Consider the following 21482-nt stretch of genomic DNA (forward strand, 5'->3'; position numbering starts at 1 on the left):
GTGGCATGGATCTTTGATGCAGCGCAAATCAACAAATCGCTAAATCTCGTGATCATTTCTCCGGAGCATAAAACCATAACTTAATGAGATCCAATGGAAATGAATGATACACGCACCAACGCTGGATGATGCTTTGATCCAGATCTTTGGGTATTTCATGTACGCCATTGACCAGTTTCTCATGAAGCAACATTAATGACGCCAGGTTATGGATATAAAATTCGGGATCTATATATTTCATCGGAGTGGGATCTTCGAGAACAAAATTCACTGGCATTTTATGATTTAATACTTCATCCTCACTAAAATGAGGACCAAATTCGTCATAGACTCCTAAATTGGCTAGGATTTTGCCGCTAAACCACGAATGAGGATAATCATTCAAAATCGCTTTTTTACCTGTTGCAGTAATCACAATATTGGCGTCAATTAATGCACGTTCAAGCTCGTTACCATTTTTAGGGTTGATGGCTTTTATACCCAGATTTTGGGCTAAAACTCTTTGTTTTTCACATACATCTACAACAACAACTGGAATTTTATTTTGGCTGCAAAAATAAGCTACTCCGCGACCAATTTTACCAAAACCAAAAATAATCCATGAGGTTTCACTAGGGATAATTCCTGTCAGTTTCATGAGTGCCATATGACTACTTTCAGCACAACCGAAAACGGTTTCCAGTTGTTTTGTTAAAGTACGATCAATGCTAATAACGGGAAAATCAAGATTTTGGTTTCGGTAGAAGTGATCCCCTGAGCCTGTTAATTCAATCGCCCCTATCTTTGGAGATCCTAAAAACTGATAGAGTTGGGCACCGCAATCGAAATACAGATCAAATTTCTCGCCAATGAGCGAGAGAGGTCTTTCAACATAAGAAATATTGGCTTCTTTTAAAGAAGAGACCGCTTTTGGGTGAGCTTGGCAGAAATCACTGGGATTTGTAACTAGGATATCAGCTCCTGCTTCAAGCAAACAAGCAATTTTTAACAAAGTATTGGGTACGACAGGGACATGATGAAGTATTCGTAATCCTAATAGAGGACGTGTGGCACGCCAGTCGGCAAGTTGCTGATGCATAAAAGGAGCTTCATTTTTGGAATAAGTTTGAAAGAATTTTATTAGGGCATTTTGCATCGTATTCATTAGGAAATGAAAAATTTAATTTTAGCATAACTTACTCATATAAGACTTGGATGATTAATGCTAAAATAAAAAAATTATGTATATTGTGACTTGTTTGAAATTGATCATACTTTTGAAACTAATATTATGAATACTAATGAATTAAAATCATTTTTAATGGTTTATGAATACCGCTCTTACTCTCTGGCAGCAAAACGTTTGTATGTTACTCAATCTGCTATAAGCAAGCGCATTAATAATTTGGAGAATGAATTTAAAACCAAATTATTTGAAATGAGAGGGAACATGATTTTCCCTACTATGGAGGGGCAGCTACTTATTCCATATGCTCGATTACTTTTACATACACTAAGTGATGCTGCTGCTAATTTAAAAAATCCTGAACTTACAGAAATACCCATTATTCTAGGGACATCAACTCTTCCATGTTTTCAGTTTTTACCCTTATTCATCGATTATTTAAATGAAAATTACGGCAGTTTGCCTAATTTTCAGATTAAACAGATGACGAAAAAAGACCTTGTTCCTGCATTACAAAATGGATTGATTGATCTGGCATTAACAACTAAAGATCTAGTGAGTAATAATTCAATTACATGTAATCAACTTTATGAAGAAGAGCTTTACATTGTTGTATCGCCCAAACATGAATTAGCAAATGAAAAAGATATTGATTTAAATAAGCTTGCGCAGTATACCTGTATTTTAACCGAACCAGGCTTTTCTATTCGAGATAATTTAGATCAACTTTTTTCCAAAAAACGGTTACCACTTTTGGTGAAGCATGAGCTGTTTTCTTTGCTTGCAATAAAAAAATTAGTGAAGAGAGGATTAGGCTGGAGTGCATTGCCTAAACAATATTATGATCAGGAACTAATAAAGTTAGAAGTAAACGATTTTTCTGAAAAAATAGTCTTATGTTGGTACTGTCATCAGAATCGTACTGATTCAAGAATATTGCAGTATATAGGACAATTACTGAAAGAGGCGCAGCCTTATATTAATCAGCACGTGGATAATGATCAGTAACAGATGCTTCCAATTCGAGTAGTTAAATGTCCTCATGAAATCTATTAAAGGCGTTTCATGATAACGTAGTGTTTTAATCGACTGAAAATCTGAGATCATCCTCTTTGTTCTCTTCTTTATTATCGGCTTTAATGTTTTTTAATTTCTCTTTACATTGCTCGCATTTATCAATAGCAGTGTGATGTACAGGTTTAAAGAATCCACTTCTAACAAATAGATTATTATGTACTTTTATCTCGATTTTTTTTGTGTCACTATTTAGCTCTTCGATTCTATCTGTATTCAACTGTATTTCTTTTTGTCTTAATTCCACACCTTCCTTTTTATGGTTTATGATGATATCAAGGGTATCGACTTTATACTGCAAGGCATTTTCTGTGCTTTTATATCCCTTTGCTCCTTTCTTTTCTAAGAGGAGAGAGGCTAATGGATTTTGATCTTCTAGAGATTGAAGTCTTCGTTCAATTTTACCATCTAATAGGGCTCTCTCTAGGAGTTTATTATTTACTACACTCTCAATAACGGCTGTTAAATTATTTATACCCATACCGAGAATAGAATTATTTTCCTCAGAGTCAGCGCACTCCTTCAAGAGTTTTAATAGATTTTCATTGAGGTCTTTATTTTTCGTTAACTCATTTATTGAGTTGATTTGACGAACACATTCCTGGGCAAGCAAAATTGCTTTATCGTAGAGATCTTTTGCTTGTGAGTAATTTGCAAGAGCCTGAGCATCAAGATTCTTAACTTCATTCAATTTCTTATTGAAATACTCATAAAGAGTGAATGTTATAATTGCAAGTACAAGCCACTTAGCTAAATTTAGGACGGATTTTGCTTTTTCATCAGGTATTCCATCTTTATCAGCAAATGCGCAATAAAAACCTTCAAATAAATGGGATGAGGATTTTTTCAAAGTCCCTTCAAATACGTTGAATAGAAACAATAATGGCCGATGGTTCTGGATTTGTTCTTTGGATTTCTTGAATACTTCATCTTGCAGCCCCTTTGCTGAAGTAAATCTTCTAGCAGGAGCCTGATCAGTTTTTTGGTTTGTATCACTTACAGGATCTACTTTCACTTCATGGGTTTTCTGATCTAGGCTAAGTGGGGCTGAGTTATTAGCGCTGTACTGCTTCCCCTCTGTTAGCATATCTTCTTTAAATTTCTCAAAATCTCTTTGAAAAGTTCTTTTGCTTTCCTCTCTTTCAATTTCTTTTCTTATATTTGACAATGGAGCTATATCGGATATATCTACAGGTATAAAATTTGGATTCATTTTATCTTGATTTGGTATAAGAATTGGATTCACTGGAGGTATAGACTGCTGTGTCGAATTCTTTATAGGAGCTTCTCTAATCACTTGTGTTTCAGCAATTTGTCCAGCAAGCCGTATAGCAATCTGTAGTATTTTACTTCTCATGGTAACACCTTATGTAATATGTTAACTAATTGTTCGTATTGTTTATTTAAACACATGAAAATTAAAGCCAGGTTATATAAGAATGAGGGTTAAGAATGCCGAATTCCAAAAAGGAAGATTCATGAGCTCAATTGATTAGGATGTGTTTCTTATGAGAAAGATAAAATTTTTCTTTATTCAGAGGAATTTATTGACTAAACCCTCTGAATGTTTTGGCTCTTATTGAGGTCCTTTTGATTTATCAGAGAATGGTAACTGTTCTGTATATTTTTCTAGTTCATTTATATTGGTATCATTTGGATTTTTTAGTGCTTTATCTAAGAGTTGGTTAAAAAAGGTGAGGTTGTTTTCGAGGAATTTCATCTTTTGAATACAGTCATGATAGCGATCTTCTTCCTTTTTATTTTCATCTTGAGTAGAATAAACTTCAGTAGTTTTTTTCATAATTCCTCCAATAGGTTCTACTATTAAACTTATTAAGTTTACCAGTTAATTGGCGAAATAAATTTACATAATAAAAAATTAACATTAAAAAGAGTTAAATGCTCATGAAATAATGGAATGCTTCTTGATTATAATTCATGACGAAAATAAAGATTTTTGTTGTATTCGGAATGGAAATAAGCGGGAGAATGTCATCATGAAAAATAGCTTTTGCAATGATGGAGTTTTTTCATGATGACTTGGTTATTTTTCATCGATTTAAACCTTAAGAGAGTTATTAGGTTTTTCTTCCTGATCAGTTTTGTTTGCTTTTAGCATCTCTTTTATTTCGTTACATTGGGCTAGTATTTTTGGATCCAGGGATTTGGCTTCTTTAAATCCACATTGGATTAATAAGTTCTTCTTCATTTTTTCTTGCTCCTTTTCGGTCTCCGCTATTTTATTGGCTATTCTTGCAAGTTTATTATTAAATTGTTCCTCCAGTCCTTGTGCAATTTTTTCACTTTCTTTTATTTTTTGATCCATTTTTTCGATCTTATTTTCTAATTTAGTTTTTGTATTTTTAAATCCTCTTATTTCTACTATTTCTAATAACTTGGAGGCTAAAGGATTTCCCTGTTTTTCTAGATGTTGAAGTGTTTGTTGAATCTTATTATCCTGTCTAACTCGTTCTAAAGGTTTATTATTCAAAAAGCTTTGCGCCATATTTCTAAGCTCAGACCAAATAACATCGTTGTTCTCATCTTTAGCGCATTTATTTAATAAGGTTAATAATTGTTGACTGAACTCTTTATTTTTTTTAAATTCATTTTGCAATTCAAGTTGTCTAAAAATATCCTTGAGGAGTGGAAGAGCTTCATTATAAATAAATTGAGTTTCTAAAAAATTATTGTAAGCTATATTATCAGAGTCATTAATTTCTTTGGTTATGCTTTTGTAAGTTTCATAAAGAGTGAGTAATATCAATGCAGCGAACATCAAGCCGCAATTTCTTATAATGGGTGCCACTGCTGTTTCAGGAACCCCTTGAGGGCCGGCGCGTAAACTAAATGAGGTTTCAAACACAGACATTGAGCTCTTTCTTATAAAGGGCTCAGCTAAGAGAAAAGGTCTTAATAATTCCCTGGGTAATGTTTTTTTTATCTCTTCGAATACTTTATCCTGTAATGACTTTGGTGTGGCATACATTTTAGTATCGCCATTAAGAAGGTCTGGATACAGCGCCTTATACCTCTCTTCATATTCATTAGCATCTTCATTAGCATCTTTATTAGCATCGCTATTCTCTATAGAAAAATACATGGGGTTCTCTGTTTTTGCGATATCTATTGCCATTCCATTAAGAATATTATTTTTATATTTTTCTGCTATTTCTAAACCTTTATATTCTTTTATATTTTCTTGGTCTGCTTTCCAATTAAATGAAGAAGGAGTGGTTGTAACTTTTGAAGAATTTAAAGTGTCTCCCTGATCGATTAACTTTATATTAGTCTCTTTTAGAATCGCTCCTCTAATATAATTTACTGTAGCGCGCATTAGTTTGGCTCTCATGATAGTCTCCCATGAAGTGTGAAAATTATTGTCTATATGTTTATTAAACCACACGGTACTTAATGGTCAGTTATGTTGGAATGAATTTTAGGAAAGCTGAGTATCACTAGGAGTTATAAGTTCGATTGGTAAATTTGAACTTCTTATGCAATATAAAGATAAATAATTTGTTTGAATGCATCGTAGCGACATAAATGGCACAGAAATGCCTTTTATGTCGAACTCACATTAATTAGACTTTGGTGATTTGCAGAGTGGCAGATGTTCTACATAATTTTGCAGTTCTTTTAAATTTTCATCATTAGGATTTTTAATATTTTTTTCGATAAGGCTACTAAAAAATGTAAGGTTGTTTTTGAGGAGTTTCATATTCGTAATATAGTCTTCATAACGACCTTTTTCCTTTTTGTTTTCAGTATCTTGAGTACCATCAATTTCAGTCGTAATTTCAGTACTTTTAGGAGCAACAACTTTAGTTGGTTTGTTCATATTTTCCTCCATTATTAGAATGACTATTAAATTATGGTAAAAAATTAATATTAAGAAACTATTAAATCACCATGAAGTAATGGAATACCTTCGATTATAATTCAATTCATAGGATTTATAAATGTGGCAAAGTGATTAAAATTTTGTTTTCATACCCATATCTTCTTCCCTATTTTTCTCAGAAAAACTCGTATAACCAAACCAGCTCGCAATCCATTGCCAAAATCCAATGTGCTCTTGTTTTTTAGGTTGGAAAAAAGAGTGCTTTCCAGAAATTTGTTTAAGGGTATTTAATTTTTTTAAATAGGCTAATTCATCATGAAATAAGGTAATGGTAGCTGTTTGATCATTTGCATTAATTTTTTGATTCATGGATTCAATCACTTTATCCAATTGTTTTAATTCATACTTTGAATAAGACTTACGAATGGTGGCTTTGAGTGAAGCTTTTGCGGTGTGTTGATCTTCATAATTTAGCTTTGCAAGTAGGTCTTTTTTTAATTGTGTTCCATTATTATTGACGAAAATGGCGTATTCGATAAGCTGTAATTCTCGTTCGCTTTGCGCTGATTTAATTAAATTTTTGTAATGTTGTGCACGAGTTTTCCCACGATAATAATCAAAAAAGTAAGAAAAGTAACTTAACGTTTGATCACGATGTTTTAGATAATGATTTAAGGATTTAATGCATCTTGCTTTTTGAGTTTTTAAATAAGATGTTGTTGTAGTTTCTTGAGGTGCTGCAAGCCTCTCTTTTTCTTGGACTGGTTTTAGTGGTGTAATTTTGCTTTGATAAATTTTTAAATGTGCTTGGATTTCGGGAATTACAAAACTAATGGGCAATTTTTTCTGCATTAAACATTCATGAAGCGACTTAATTGCTGTATTGAATTCTTCCTGATATGTTTGACTTTGTTCTGAAAAAGATTTTTGAACGTTTTTGAGTACGAAGTAGAGTTTTAATTCTAATTGGCAAACCTCTTTAAATCTAGAATTTCCAATTAATTTCTCTAAGAGATCGGTATGTTCGTCACTCAAGTAGTCAGGTGTTATATCATGGCCTGCCATCATTGTCTTAAGGTGTACTAAAGCATTGACTATGTCTGGATTTTCAATGGGTTGTTCCAGATCGATCTGTTTCTCAATGAGGATTTTTTGGCATTCTTCAAAGACTATAGCTATTTGTTCCAGCGCCATTTTAAAGGGTAAATGGCTAAAAGTATAACGATAGATTTGATTGTTTAAATCAAGTTGATGATGGAGCATATTTAGTTCAATTCGTTCCAAAGTTTTTTGGATGATTTCCTGATAAGGAATTGCCAATCGCGCCAGAGCGTTAGTATTGCTGAAGAGTTTAAACAGTTGGGGGCGTACATCCATTTTATCATAATGAGCTTCGAGATTGTCCAGATAAGCATTTACAATTTCTTTTCCATGTTCTTGAATAAGTTGTTGTAGGCGGATATCCAAATCATCTAATTTTTGCTTTTCAATGAGATGAGCTACTACTGCCCATTCTTTGTGTTTTAATGCCTCGGCTACTAATTTTTCTAAGCCGTATTTTTTTGCAAATAGGGATAAGACACGTGGAAAAAGAAGAGGATCCCTCAAAAATATTAATACCCCATGATCGGGATCAGCAGGTAGTTCACTTTGGGTAAATAAGCTATTAAAAATGGGTTCATTTTTTTCTTTAATCGCACGTTTTAAAGGATTTAAATACAGTTCTGTTTGCTGAAATGCGGGATCTTGTTCTGGATTTTTAATGGAACTTAGCAATGAAGCTCTTGGATGTTGAATATTTGTTTTTAATAATAATTGATATAGTCTGCCATAGCCGTGGGCATAGACTCTTTCAAACAATTCAGAAGCAGGTTGTTCTCCAAATAATTGCTGAACTGCACGTTGTCGTTCAGGCTCAGTCAAGATCAGTTCTCGAGCAAGTAATTGGTTTGCTGTTTTTTCCTTTTTTTGAGTACAACTAAAAAGAAATAATTCTTTATAATCAAGTTCAAAATCAGACTTAGAGTGGATAAAAGGCTCTATAGCGTCGCTGTCTTTTTCTATAGCTTCTTGGAATAGTTTTGTTAGGGGTTGCTTTAGTTTTGTTGTTGGAGTTATCAGTCCTTTGGTCAAAAATTGGGTAACTAGATTTTTATGATTTTGCATTAAAGCAGCTGTGAAAATTTGTTCCATTAATTCAGGATCAATAATGTGGTCATGGGCGAGTAAAAAGGTCAAAGGGTTTAATAAATTATTTCGTACGAGTAAAATCGTAAGTTCTGGGGTTTCTTTTAACTGAGGGTAAATTTCTAGGAGTAAGATAATTCCATTTTCATTTTTATTATGAATGAGCTCATTCATGAATTCATCCAGTTCCTCTTTTTTCCATGCTATTTTTGTACCTAATTTTTTAGCTAAGTGAAATAGCTTTTTTTTGCACCATTCTTTGATTTGATTTTTTTGTGTTTGTTCGTCAAATTTTAATGAAAGTGTGTCAGGTGGAAGCCGGTCAATTGTTCGATTCAGCTTTGCGAGTTTTGCTGGGGTTTGTATTGATTCATTGAGGTACTCATTAAAAAGTTGTGGTTCTTTTTGTATGCATATATTGATAACTGGGGTAATGTGCCACATTAAACTGTATTCTAAAATGAGTTTTCTAATCTTAGGACTTGTTTGTTCAAAACAACGCTCAATAATTGAATAATCGTCATAATCATAGCAAAGCATCAATAAAGCACGAATATCCTGAGTCATACGTAAGACATTGAAATTTAATTGAGTGAGCGTGGATAAAATGGTTAAATTATCTTCTTCTAGCCCTTTTCGATAAAGAAATTCTAAAGTATCCATATCAAGTTGGGTGTTAAGCTTTTCTTGGAGAAATAAGCACATTTCTTGGTTGTCATTTAAAATGGCACTAGTTAATGCACTTTTTATTAGTTCTACTGGAATATCATTACGCCAAGCCTGTTTTATATGCTCGTTTTTACGCAGAAAAATTAGTGCATTAAGCAATGAAGCTGAGCCTAGTGGTGTTCTTAGATCTATTAAAGAGTATTCATGTTTGTCGATTTGCTTCCAAATTTCAGAGTGGTTTGTTTGCTTTGCCCATGCTCGTGCATAAGTCTCAAAAATAGATTTATCTTTGCGTTGCATGCATAAGAAGAGCAAATCGGGCTCTTTGGTATTGACCATAAAACCCATATCAAGAAGTTTTGATAAGGTTGTTGCATCAATCTCTTCAATAACCTTCTTGTTAAAAATAGAAGGAAATGATTTAGGATCAATCTGCGTATTTATTAATTGTGTGAATAATAAATTTAAAACATGATGTTGATTCGCAATAGCTGCATGTTGAATTTGCTTGATGATTTGCTCGGGAGAAAGTTTGTTTAAAAACAAATGAATTATTTTAGAATCTGCTTCTTGATGAATAAATGTTAAAAGCTGCAGATGATTGTAATTGGTTTGATATTCTCGATTTTGGGGTAGATTGAATGGGTCAATAAGTTTCAATAAATTGCTGTAGTTTGCTTTCTTTTTCATTAAAGTCAATAGTGGCTCACTAAGCTGTTTTTGTACTTCATCTTTTAGTTCATTCTGTTCTTCAAGGCTGGTATAGGTCTTGAGATAGTGATGAATTAGTTTTTCTGTTTCTTTGTGCGTTCCTGTAAGAAGAGTAGCGTTGATACCTCGTAGCACAGCATTTTTGATACCGGCAGATTTAGGTCGTTGCAGTAAGAGATCATTAAATTCTGGGCGAAGGTATTCTTTGGCCAACGAATCTAACTCGATTTTGTTTTCTTTAAATAAATAATTTAAAGTATTAATATCCCCAGCTAGGGTAGCAAATGCACTAGAATTGGTATTGATTTGATGAGCAAAGGCGATTTGATGAAGTTCATCATGGGTAGGATAAAATTCCTGAGCTTCATTGGGATGAGCAAATGCACGAATTGCTAAACCGAAAGCATGCTCTGTATATTCAAAACACTCCTTAATCTCTTTAATTAATTCATCGATTGAATCAAATTCTTTTATTTTTTTACTGTAATTGGGATCATAAACGGCATATTTTCCATTTTGGAAGGTTAACGCGATGGCATGATTTTTACTGGCAATAAAATAAGAGCGATTAGTACGACTGATTTTTTTTAATAGTTCTTTCCAGCATGATTCATCAGTAGTTAATCCTAAGTTAAATTCATTACTCAGTGGTTTATTGCGAACATCTAAGATTTTTTCGAGATCACCTTGCTGGACTTCATACCCGCAATATTCAGATGGACGAAATGCTTTTTCTATTTGAATAAGGAAATTGTCAAGAGCATGATTACTACCTAAACGATAATTGCTAGGCAGAGTAGCTAATTGGTCGAGTAAAGAGAAAAATTGCGTGGTTTTATGTTCTAAGGCATATTTAATATATAACGCAGCAAGTCCTGCACAAATCCCTTTGGGGTTCAGTTCAAAATCGATATTTGATTTTTGCTTGAGGCACAAATTTACCGCATTAATGATTTTGCTTTGGCTCGACATGATTTATTTCTATAGAGTGCAAATAATTGCGATTATAAATTCATTTTAATTTATTTCAATTCACTATGTTTTTTATTTGATCTAATGATAAACAATAATGCACGATCAATGTTGATTTACTATACAAGAGGTCATTAAATTATGCTTGCAATTTTATTGTCTCTCCAATAGTCTGTACTGGAAAATAATTATCACAAGGAATTGGTATGGCACGAGATAAAATAAATGTAGATGATGTAGGCAAGACAGTGACCTTAGCTGCTTTAATGAATACGGTTCTTGCTCCTCTTTATTGGGCTGATGCAAAAATAGGGTTATCTGCTGCATTGGTTGCTACGGGTGCTTTTTTATATGGTGCACATGAAATCGGTAAAAAAAGAAGACCTACTGCCAATGGAATAAATAGCTTGAATACTTTTTTTGGTAGTGCCACAGGCGATAAAAGTACAGAAGTTCAAAATGCTGCAGCAAATATTGCTGTTGGAGGAAAAGTTATATTTGATGAACTCTTTCCGCAAGGTCCTAGTAATCGCAGATAACTTAGTATTATCAAGACAAAAAAACGAATAATCATACTTGAAAGAAACAACCCTAGCTCTTGGGCTGGCGTAATTTATACTAACTACATAAATTTTAAATAATTTTTATGAGGGTCCAATACTGGAATGTCATCATGAAATCTAGAAAATCTTCCATGATGACATAGGTAAATTTTGTCAGCTTAAAGTCTGGGGGTTGTCGTCATGGTTTTCTTGTTTTTCTAATTCTTCACTACATTCTAAACATTGATCCTTCCCTAACTGAAATTGAGTTTTATAGAGTCCAAATTTAACTAATGGATTGCTCATTATTTTCGCATCACTTTTTTCTGTCTCTGATATGATTGCTTCAATTTGATCCTTATTGATACCTCATATAGACTTTATTAATATCTATTGATTTTTAATGCGATTTAGTATTTATTAATAGCCATTTATCAAAGGAATTGGTATGCCTCAAGATCAAATAAATCCTGAAAAAGTAGTGAAAACTGGTGCATTAATCAGTTTTGGAAATTTATTTATGTCGCCTTTTTATTCCAGATTAGGTCCATTCGCGTCACTGACTCTAACAGCTGCAGCATTATTTGGATTGCACGAAATAGGACGGCGCCAGCAATCAGGTAATGGTTTTTGGGGGTTCTTTTCCAAAAAACCTGATGCCAATATTTCAGATATGAATACTTCAATGCAACGTATTGTGGAAGGAGGGGCGACTGTGTTTGATCAAGTTTTTCCTCCTGGTAAACGATAAGTATCTTAGATCTTCCGCTCGCGGAAGACGGCGAGGAACTTTAGGATAATTTATGAATTTTAACCAACATACCGATTTGTGCATTGTCCAAATAATAAATCACATCCCCTTTTAAGCGTTGTTTTTGTGACACTGTGAATGATTCTTGCGGATTACTTGGAGGGGATACTTGGAGTTCTGCATCAAAAGAATAATAGTTACTTTGTCTTATATCTAGAGTTCCTTGCATTTGCCAACCATTATGCTCCACCAAGGGTAAGGTAACTTTGCTTTGATTATTTGCCGGTTGTCTCCATGAATAATGCCCGAGTACTTGATAATGGCCCTTGCGAGTTAATAGGTAATATTCATCGCGCAAACTCGAATAAGAGGCGGGTAACAAATGATACGGTTTCCCGGATTTTTCGGTATCTGGGCGTAACGATATTGAGTTTGAACTTGGTGGGAGGAGAGGAGCATCTATAGTTAGCCCACTGATTTGATTGGGATGTGTAAAAACAATTAAATCAATTTGATATGGAGGTTTAGCTAAAGCCGAACACGAATAGAGGATGCTTAAAATTATTATTATTAATCGTTCCATGGTTTATTTTATTTTTATATTGTTATGATCCCAGTTACTTCACTTAGACTCAATTTACGCTCCTATTATACCTTTGAAAGGATCTCACTCAACAACAATTTTAGGGAATTTATCGGCGTAATTAATTGGTTTTTTCGCTAATTCAACAGCACTTCTCATTGCGGTTTTTAAGAATGCATTCGTTAACTCATTTGGATCGTGAGTTGCAGTAGGGCATCCTTCATCGCAGTGTCTTCTGATACGTATGTCTAAAGGAAGTTGACCCAATAAGAGAGAATGATAGTTGGCACAAAGAGACTCTGCGCCACCTGTACCAAAAATTGCTTCCTGATGTCCGCATTGGCTGCAAATATGTGTTGACATATTTTCTACGATACCTAATACATTAATTCCTGTTTTGGAAAACATACTTATTGCTTTTTGCGCGTCTAGTGTTGCTACATTTTGTGGCGTAGTGACTACAATGGCTGTGGTTAGAGGAATTTTTTGTACCAACGTGAGTTGAATATCACCAGTTCCAGGTGGCAAATCAATGAATAAATAATCTAAATCATCCCAAAGCGTACTATCCAACATTTGGATAAGCGATTTAGCAAGCATAGGACCACGCCAAATTAATGCTTGATCATTATTCATTAAATAACCGATAGACATCGTTTGTATTCCATGAGCTATTACAGGAAGATAATGATCCTCTTTGACTTGTACGGGCTCTGTCTTACCAAGCATTAATGGCATACTTGGACCATAGATATCAGCATCTAAAATTCCAACTCGAGCTCCAAGACGAGCTAATGCAGTTGCAAGATTGACAGTTACCGTAGACTTTCCTACTCCTCCTTTTCCTGAGGCGATTGCAATCGTATTTTTCACCCCACGTAAGCTTTTGCCAATTAGTTGTGTTCTATGTGCTTTGATTCGGTGATCGATATGAACCTCAACCTGATGGCTTGGGAATTCTGCTTGTAGTGCTGCAAGCAATAAGGGTTTGTATTGCTTTTCCAACAAGCTAGAGGGAAAACCAGCAGTAAGATTCAGAAGTAATTGATTTTGAAGTGGTTCAATGCTGCACTGTAAATTCATGTCCTTACCTGTAAGGCCAAGAAATGGGTCTTTTAAGGTATTCATTAAGTGAATTACAGTATTTTCAGTGGTCATGGATCAGTCTCAGCGTTATTAAGTTAAGGGGCGCAGGGCTAAGGTTACAAAAGTGTAATAATAACGTAGGGAGGTATTATTGCATAGGATTAGATTTTACCTTTAACAAACATTTTTGCTGCGATGCAACCGCATTCTTTTAGATTTAAGGCATTTCATCATAAATGGGGTTATAGCGCCAATTCACCCAATGATTGCTTGCAAGATAATAAATACCGCAATAGATAGGAAGATGAGCGCGGTTCGATAAATAAAAGCCGTATTCATTGACTTGCTGTTGGTGTTTGAATAAGGAGCATTCATCTTCTTTCCCTGTTTTAAAATCGATGATCCAACATTTGTCTTGATCTTCGAAAGTGCGATCAATAATACGAGTAATAGCTCTGTTTTGTTGTTCTATTAGCAATTCGTATTCATTTCGCTCTTGATGATGTTTGGCAATAATCCATGAGCCCGTTGGATCTTGAAAGAGCTTGGTAATCTGTTCTTGTATTGTTTGTAATGCATCGTGTTGCATTTTTTCATCAAAGCCTAATTTCCTCAATTCATAATGAGGTAGACTCCAGGGAATTTCAGCGGTTGTTTTTGGATGATTATCACAGATCCAGTGTAATAACTGATGAGTGACTATACCGATTAACCGAGGAATACTGGTTGATAAAGAGGATGTTGATGTATTGGCATTAAAGAGGATATCGGATTTTTTAATTTGATAATAATTGAGTGGCAAACGTAGAAGTTTGGGTAACGATGGTTTTTCTTCTTCAGTGAAGTATGATGTTTCATCTTCAACAAATTCTTGCTGTTTGAGAAGACTACGGAATGAACTTTTAGACGATTTTTCAGAGCAATCCATTAAATATAAGCGAGATTTTGCTCGGGTTACCGCTACATATAATAATCGCTGTGCTTCATAACGACTTTTTACTTCATCTAAATGAGTGAGATAATCATATAAAGCACAATGTTCTTGGTGTGCTGCATGGATCGGGGACATCAATAATAAATTGCCTTGGTTTTGTGTGGGTAAATTAAGCCAGCGTAACATCGGTTTATCTTCATGGTTAGCTTGTGTTCCAAGACCAGGTAACAAAACGGTATCAAACTCCAAGCCTTTAGATTTATGGATCGTCATCACATGTAAACGTGAGGAGTTTGTTTGCTGTGAATAGAGTTTATTGAGTTCTACAAGAAACTCGTTCATATCGGGTAAACGGCCATCTTGTTCGTAACGATCGAGCAAGTTCCAGAATTGTTCGAGATCGTTGAGTTGGTTTTCATTCAAGAGGCTATCTATGTGTAATTTTTTTAAGGTATGAATTATCCATGAGGAAAGTTGGGTTGCATATCTTTGGGTTAGAGCTTGGTGCATCACATGAATCAAAAAACCAGCTCGAATGTTTCCTTCCTCACTGATACCTTGAACTTTATTAAGATTTAATAAAGCAAAATAAATCGACTTTTTTGTATTAAAGCGTGCTATGGCATGAACATCCGATAAAGATAAGCCACAATAAGGGCTACGGAGGACTGCAAGCCATGAAAGGCGGTTGGCTGGGGCTAATAAAGCTTGGGTTAATGACCAAACATCACGCAAATGGCTTAGATTGCTCAGCAACGTGATATCAGTACCTTGATAGGGAATTTGATGTTGGCGCAACAAGCGAATAATTGCACTCAATTGTGTTCTTGAGCGAACCAGAATGGCAAGGCTGTGATTAGGGTAGGTTTGCAATTCATGTTGAATGAATTGAATAAGCTTTTGTGCTTCTTGCTCACGATTTTTAAATTTCATAGCATAAATAGCGCTATTTTCTTTATCCTTACTGACATTGACGCTGGGATGAAATGGAACTGATCCGGATTCTATATCAATTTGTTTCGGGAATATGTAATTAAATTGTTTATTGACCCAATCGACAATAGTGGGTGTGGATCGAAAATTACAACTTAATTCGAGCGGGTGAAGTTTGACTGAGCCTATGCCTTGTTCTTTAGCTCGAAAAAATAACCCTACTTCTGCTTGTCTAAAGCGATAAATAGATTGCATGGGATCACCAACAATAAAAAGAGTTTTGCCATCACCTTCCTGCCAGCCCTGTACTAATTTAGTTAACAATTCAAATTGAGTAATGGAGGTATCTTGAAATTCATCGACTAAAATGTGATGAAGTGCATTATCCAAATACAAGGCTAAATCAGTAGGATGATCTGCATCACCTAATGCCGCTAAAGCATGCTGGGATATAGTGGTAAAATCAACCTCATTCTTTTCACTAAATAATACGTGCAAATGACCTACAAGAAGGGGAAGTAATAGAAATAAAGATTGTAACACTTCCCATTGTTCAAGATCGTATTGGGGATTGGGTAAATTACTTACTTGGATTAATGCTTCGAGAAAGTCCGGGTATTCATTGAGTTCACTGAGTAACTCTTTGCTTGCATTTTTGAGTTTTTTGTATTCATCCGGTGAGCAAGAGCTACTCAGTAGACCCACATGATGATCGAAACTTTTGCGAAAATGTGCATCATTTGTAAGAAGCAATTTACTTAAGGCTGTTGCCATCTCTTGATTTGTTTGTTCAAAATCATGCCAGTCTCTAAGTAGATAACGAGGAGAATTGGGATTATTTTCTATGACTGCTAATTGACGAGCCTGTTGCGTTAATTCGCTCGCTACATGTTGAGGTAGACTTTTTTTGAAACGATTTAATTCATGTTGTTCTATAATCCGCAGTGCATGCTCGAAAGTTGTTTTTTCCTGGGCACGTGCTTGAAATAGAGGTATCAGCCATTGATCCCTTTGAGATAATAGTTCACGAAACAACTCAAGTAATCGATCTTGGCGATTATCAACATGCAACAGTAGCGTTTTTATTGCTTTTTGGTATTGCGGTGTTGCTAGTGCATACTGGATACAACGTCGACCGGCATTTAAATAATGGCTGCTCGCTTTATCAGTAATTTGCGCGTAGGCAATCTGCTTTTCTAATAAAGGAATTGCCTGATTAATACTCTGACATAAAGAATCAATGGTAATCACGCGTAATCGATTGGGTTGCTGTAATAAGTTCCATTGATAATTGGTATCACGATGAAGTGCCTTGTGAGCGAAGTCAAGCGTCATTTGCTGATGTAAGCTGTTGGCTGTTTGCTGAGTTGCTGCCTGTTGTAGTGCGAATAGAATACGCGCTCTCATTTCACTCGCGGCTTTGCGAGTAAAGGTTAATGCGATAATTTGTTCGGGAGCTTTTACAGTGCTTAATAGCCGTAAATAGCGTTGAGTAAGTATTTCAGTTTTTCCCGATCCTGCTGGTGCTTGAACGATAAAGGATAAAGAGGGATCGGTGGCTTGGTTTCGTTGAGCACTATCGACTAACATAGCATTTCCCAAAAATGTAGTTTGAGAAGTAGCGAGCGAACCCAGTATCTACATTAAGATCTGGGTTCCGCTCGTGTTCCTTATTCTAAAACAAGTTCCTGTGCGGGAGGGCGTAAGTTGTAATGTGAGCTCATGCAACGTCCATAGGCTCCGGTATTGGCAATTAATAATACATCACCTTCTTCTGTAACGGGTAATAAACGGTCATAACCTAGGGTATCGCCTGATTCACAGATAGGTCCTACAATATGAGAAAATCCAGCTTTTTCTTCATATAATCGACTTAAGTTCACTATTTCATGATAAGCACCATATAAAGAAGGTCGGATTAAAGAATTCATTCCTGTTTCGATACCAATAAATTTAACTTTGCCTTTTTCTTTACACTGCGTGACCTTAGCTAAAATGACGCCGCTTTCTGCAACAAAAAAACGACCGGGTTCAAGCCAGATTTTAATTTGCGGATAACGTGATTTTACGGCCATTAATAAGGCATCTAAATTGTCAAAGTCTAAAGGTTGTTGTCCAGGTTTTTCTACTACACCTAAACCGCCTCCTAAGTTGATGGATTTTACTTGTGGAAATTGCTCGGTTAGGGATGCAAGCATTGATGCAGTTTGTTGCCAGAGTTCTGGAGTGAGAATGCCGCTACCCGAATGTGCATGTAAACCAACTACTTGAATATTATGTTTTTGGGTCAATGCTACAACTTGCTCGATGTCATTTTGTGTGATACCAAATTTTGATTCATTTCCACCCGTTGAGACATGTTTATGATGGCCTGCTCCGGTACCGGGATCAATACGGATAATGACTTCTCGATTTTTAAATAATTCAGGCCAATGTTCCAGAGGGTATAAACTATCTATAGTAATGTAACAACCTATATTCAATGCATATTCATACTCTGTTTTCGGAGCAAAATTAGGTGTAAATAAAATACGTTTTTTATCTATATTGGGGAATAGTTCTAATACTCTATCTAATTCTTGAATCGAAACGCATTCAAAGCCCATTCCTTCCTTTTCCATAGTTTTTAAAATAGCTGGATGGGGATTCGCTTTAATGGCGTAAAACAATGCGTCAATCGATTTTAAGGCCAATAGCTGTTTCGCTTTAGCAGCTTGAGTTGGGTTATGATAGACATAACAAGGCGAATTTGAGGTGGCAACGGTGAGTAAACGATCACGCTCCTTTTCCCACCAGGGGATATTTCGAGCAGTAGGTTTACCAAATTCTTCATGCCAACTTTTGGAGTAATAGAAAATTTGTGGATTATTTTCTATAAGTAAATGATGTAATTTTTGACATAACTGATTCGCTTGAGATTCGTCAACAACAAACGTTAAGTTTAAGTCATTCGATGCAAGCGACATCAAATAAACTTGTTTTGCTTCAAAAACTTCTAAAGCTGGGCCGAGTTGAGGTAATACTGTTCTAATATGATGACCAACAAGGCTTACTGCACTGCATGGCTCAATGAGTTTTGCACGTCCAAACTGATTTAACTCTGCTAATAACGCATTAATAGCGGGGCGATCATGTATCTTACTGTTAATATCCAAGGATAATGTGACGTTAAATTCAGAAGATGAAAGTAGATCTACTGAGAAGCCATGATGTTTAAAAGCCGTAAATACATCCGATAAAAATCCAACTTGTTGCCACATGTGTAACGTGTCTATAGAAATCAATAAGATACTGTTTTTAATCTGGATAGATTTGATCAAGGGGGCGGTTTCATCAATATCTTTAGTGATGAGTGTTCCAGAGTGCCCTGGCAATTGTGTAAATTTTACTGACATCGGAATATTAGCGCGGCGAACAGGGGGAATGCAATTGGGGTGTAGTACTTTAGCTCCCATCGTAGCAATTTCTTGTGCCTCATCATAATTTAATTTTTTTAATAACCGTGCTTGGGGCAGTTGATGAGGATTGGCAGTATAAATTCCAGGAACATCAGTCCATATTTCACAAGACGCTGCTTGCAATTTAGCAGCGATTAATGCTGCTGAAGTATCAGAGCCTCCTCGCCCTAATAATACAGTTTCTCCTTGAGGATTTGCAGCAAAAAAGCCCTGAGTGATAATTGCTTGAGCACCACTGGAGATAAAGGCTTCTACCAGTTTCGAATCATATTCGCTTTCGCAACGTGCAGCCAGGTAATTTGCAGTGTCCCCATCAGGAAATGGCGTACTGGTTAAGAGCTCGCGTGCATCATACCATTGGCAACGAATTCCTTGTTTTTCTAAAAATGCATGTCCAAGACGAGTCATCATAAGTTCACCCATGCTTAAAATTTGTGCGTGGGTTTTGGCAGGAGCTTGTTTCAATAAGGCGATGCCGGTAAGCCATTGTTCCAGTTGATATAGGTCTTGAGTGATTAATTCAGAATCGACTTCCAGCTGCGAGGCAAGATCAAGATGCCCTTTACGAATGTCGGTTAAAATGCTTTGATGTTCATTGATTAATGCAGCATCAATCGCTTTTTCAAGTTTATTTGAAATTTGTGTTAATGCAGAGCATACAATAACGGGTTGTGCTCCAGAGCTCAGATGTTTTTGAGTGATTGACGCAATATTATTCCAAGTGTTGCGAGTTGAAACACTTGTTCCTCCAAATTTAGTTACTATTTGTCGCATCGTATTTTCCGCACAAAATTAATACACATTAGCATGGACATAAGTATCACACAAGTAGTACACACTATAATTTGGATACTCTAGGTAACTTAATTCACTAACAATCCATTGTGAGCTTAATTAATTCATTCTGAGCCAATATTGGTTTCCTATTGAATATAATAAGAAAAAAGTATTTTTAATGGTATGAAAACAGGGTACACTCGATTTCCAGCGGACTTAATTTATTCAATTTTGAGGCATGATATTTAAGGAGTTAAGGAGTGAAGAATATGCATAAACCTTTCAGGACACTAGTTAGTTCGGCTGTGATTAGTGTTCTAGCTACCAGTGCGGCGCATGCAGCTGGATTTTCGTTGTATGGAGAAAGTGCCGGGTATACTACTGGTAACTATGCAGCTGGTTCTGCAGCAGAAGCAGCAGACGCATCAACAGGGTGGTATAACCCTGCAGGTTTAGCATTACTTCGCGAACAACAAGTAGTTTTTGGTGGTGTAGGCATATTTCCAACTTTGCAACTTGATGGTACAAGTACGTTTACTACTGCTACTGGCTTACCCGCACCTTTTCCACCTGCCATTGAATATGTACAAGATTTTGAAGGAGTGAATGGCAGTTATAATGCTTTTGTTCCTTCATTTCACTATGCTCTTCCTTTAGGCGAGCGTACTACTTTTGGCTTTAGTGTTACCGCTCCATTTGGTTTAGCAACTGATTGGTCACCTTATTCTCCTGTTCGTTATTCGGCCACTTATACTGAAGTCTTAACGAGTAATTTCTCACCTGAGTTAGGTACCCGACTCACAGAGCATTTTGCCCTTGGTGCAGGCCTTGACATACAATGGTCGCGCGTTAAATTCAATCAAATGGTTGGTGCACCGACTTTTTTTGTGGCACTCGATGAAAATCCTTATACCGTTGATTCTTTAAGTTATAACAAAGGCTCCTCTTGGGGTGTTGGCTTCCATGTTGGTGTCATGGGGATATTTAATGACAACCATACACGGATCGGTATTAATTATCAATCCAGAGTAAGACATGTTTTCTACGGACATAGCCGTTTATCGGGAATATTAGCTAATGATGATTTCTCCTTAGCTCAGCCTGTGTTACCTTCTTCTACCTCGCGTCAAAATGATGATTTATTCAGTGATCCTCAAGAATTTCCAGATGTACTTACTATAAGTGGTTATCAAGATATCAATGAGCGATTGGCTTTATTAGGATCGGTTGTCTATACTGGCTGGCACGTTTTTAACCTAATTCAATTGAATAATGTAGCTGCTCCGAATATTGGAGGAGCTATTCCTCATTTTCCGGACACCCTTCCTTTTGAAGTGAGCCAAGCAAATGTGAATATTGCCGTTCCACAAAACTTTCATGATGCATGGCGCGTAGCAATTGGTGCAAATTATCATATTAACCCAAAGCTGATGTTGCGTGTTGGTGGTGGGTATGACCAAACTCCTACAAACAATACAGATAGAAACATCCGGTTACCTGACGTGGATCGTTGGGCTATTGCTGTAGGTGCTCGTTATCAATGGCGACCCGATATTGGTGTTGATATCGGATATACTCATTTATTTGCAGGCAGTAACCCAAGCATTGATTCAACGCAAGTGTTGTCACCCACTTCTACGTATAATGTAAATGCTCAGGGGGGTAGCTTTAGTGCAGATCTAGTAGGCGCTCAATTAACATGGATTATTGATAAAGCTCCTGCAGCACCAACAAAATAAACTATCTTAATGAAATTTTAAGTAATAAAAAGCCACTTATCGTGGCTTTTTATTATG

14 protein-coding genes are annotated in these 21482 nt (G+C 35.8%); 4 read left to right on the forward strand and 10 right to left on the reverse strand.

The features are described 5' to 3' along the window. Window positions 1-52: 52 nt before the first annotated feature. On the reverse strand, window positions 53-1135 hold the full coding sequence (locus Lgra_RS08445) for a Rossmann-fold NAD(P)-binding domain-containing protein (RefSeq protein WP_058498826.1): 1083 nt from the start codon (window positions 1133-1135) through the stop codon (window positions 53-55). Between the two features lie 135 nt (window positions 1136-1270). Between Lgra_RS08445 and Lgra_RS08450 the strand changes: the two genes are divergently transcribed. Then, window positions 1271-2173 carry a LysR family transcriptional regulator gene (locus Lgra_RS08450; protein WP_058498827.1) on the forward strand — a complete coding sequence of 301 codons (903 nt, stop codon included), beginning with the start codon at window positions 1271-1273 and terminating at the stop codon, window positions 2171-2173. A gap of 73 nt (window positions 2174-2246) precedes the next feature. On the opposite strand, the gene Lgra_RS08455 is transcribed toward Lgra_RS08450, so the two are convergent. The 5 genes from Lgra_RS08455 to Lgra_RS08475 form a co-directional block, all read right to left on the reverse strand. Further along, entirely contained in the window at window positions 2247-3596 is a 1350-nt protein-coding gene (locus Lgra_RS08455) for a hypothetical protein (RefSeq protein WP_058498828.1), read from the reverse strand. A gap of 219 nt (window positions 3597-3815) precedes the next feature. Then, on the reverse strand, window positions 3816-4040 hold the full coding sequence (locus tag Lgra_RS08460) for a hypothetical protein (protein ID WP_058498829.1): 225 nt from the start codon (window positions 4038-4040) through the stop codon (window positions 3816-3818). Between the two features lie 258 nt (window positions 4041-4298). Continuing rightward, window positions 4299-5591 (reverse strand): hypothetical protein, encoded by a 1293-nt coding sequence (locus Lgra_RS08465; protein ID WP_058498830.1) that lies wholly within the window; start codon window positions 5589-5591, stop codon window positions 4299-4301. A 228-nt stretch (window positions 5592-5819) separates the two neighbouring features. Further along, a complete protein-coding gene (locus Lgra_RS08470) occupies window positions 5820-6080 on the reverse strand; it encodes a hypothetical protein (protein ID WP_058498831.1) in 261 nt (86 codons plus the stop codon). 135 nt (window positions 6081-6215) lie between these two features. Then, window positions 6216-10622, reverse strand: a complete 4407-nt coding sequence (locus tag Lgra_RS08475) for a hypothetical protein (protein WP_058498832.1) — start codon at window positions 10620-10622, stop codon at window positions 6216-6218. A gap of 206 nt (window positions 10623-10828) precedes the next feature. Here Lgra_RS08475 and Lgra_RS08480 point away from each other — a divergent pair, with 206 nt between their 5' ends. Both Lgra_RS08480 and Lgra_RS08485 read left to right on the forward strand, forming a co-directional pair. After that, a complete protein-coding gene (locus Lgra_RS08480; protein WP_058498833.1) occupies window positions 10829-11161 on the forward strand; it encodes a hypothetical protein in 333 nt (110 codons plus the stop codon). Window positions 11162-11612: 451 nt separating this feature from the next. Beyond that, a complete protein-coding gene (locus Lgra_RS08485; protein WP_058498834.1) occupies window positions 11613-11915 on the forward strand; it encodes a hypothetical protein in 303 nt (100 codons plus the stop codon). Between the two features lie 40 nt (window positions 11916-11955). Here the strand turns inward: Lgra_RS08485 and Lgra_RS08490 are convergent, their stop codons facing one another. From Lgra_RS08490 to Lgra_RS08505, 4 genes are all read right to left on the reverse strand, one after another. Continuing rightward, entirely contained in the window at window positions 11956-12498 is a 543-nt protein-coding gene (locus Lgra_RS08490; RefSeq protein ID WP_058498835.1) for a CsiV family protein, read from the reverse strand. An 84-nt stretch (window positions 12499-12582) separates the two neighbouring features. Continuing rightward, window positions 12583-13656 (reverse strand): iron-sulfur cluster carrier protein ApbC, encoded by a 1074-nt coding sequence (gene apbC, locus Lgra_RS08495; protein WP_058498836.1) that lies wholly within the window; start codon window positions 13654-13656, stop codon window positions 12583-12585. Between the two features lie 145 nt (window positions 13657-13801). Further along, window positions 13802-17041 (reverse strand): UvrD-helicase domain-containing protein, encoded by a 3240-nt coding sequence (locus tag Lgra_RS08500; RefSeq protein ID WP_058498837.1) that lies wholly within the window; start codon window positions 17039-17041, stop codon window positions 13802-13804. 80 nt (window positions 17042-17121) lie between these two features. Next, the gene (locus tag Lgra_RS08505) at window positions 17122-19683 is read right to left on the reverse strand and encodes a bifunctional aspartate kinase/diaminopimelate decarboxylase (RefSeq protein WP_058498838.1); all 2562 of its coding nucleotides are present in this window, start codon (window positions 19681-19683) and stop codon (window positions 17122-17124) included. Between the two features lie 272 nt (window positions 19684-19955). On the opposite strand from Lgra_RS08505, the gene Lgra_RS08510 reads away from it, so the two are divergent. Next, window positions 19956-21425, forward strand: coding sequence for an OmpP1/FadL family transporter (locus Lgra_RS08510; RefSeq protein WP_238584404.1), 1470 nt, complete (start codon window positions 19956-19958; stop codon window positions 21423-21425). The last annotated feature ends 57 nt before the right edge of the window (window positions 21426-21482 follow it).

This window comes from Legionella gratiana, from assembly GCF_001467695.1.
Taxonomy (GTDB): Bacteria; Pseudomonadota; Gammaproteobacteria; order Legionellales; family Legionellaceae; genus Legionella; species Legionella gratiana.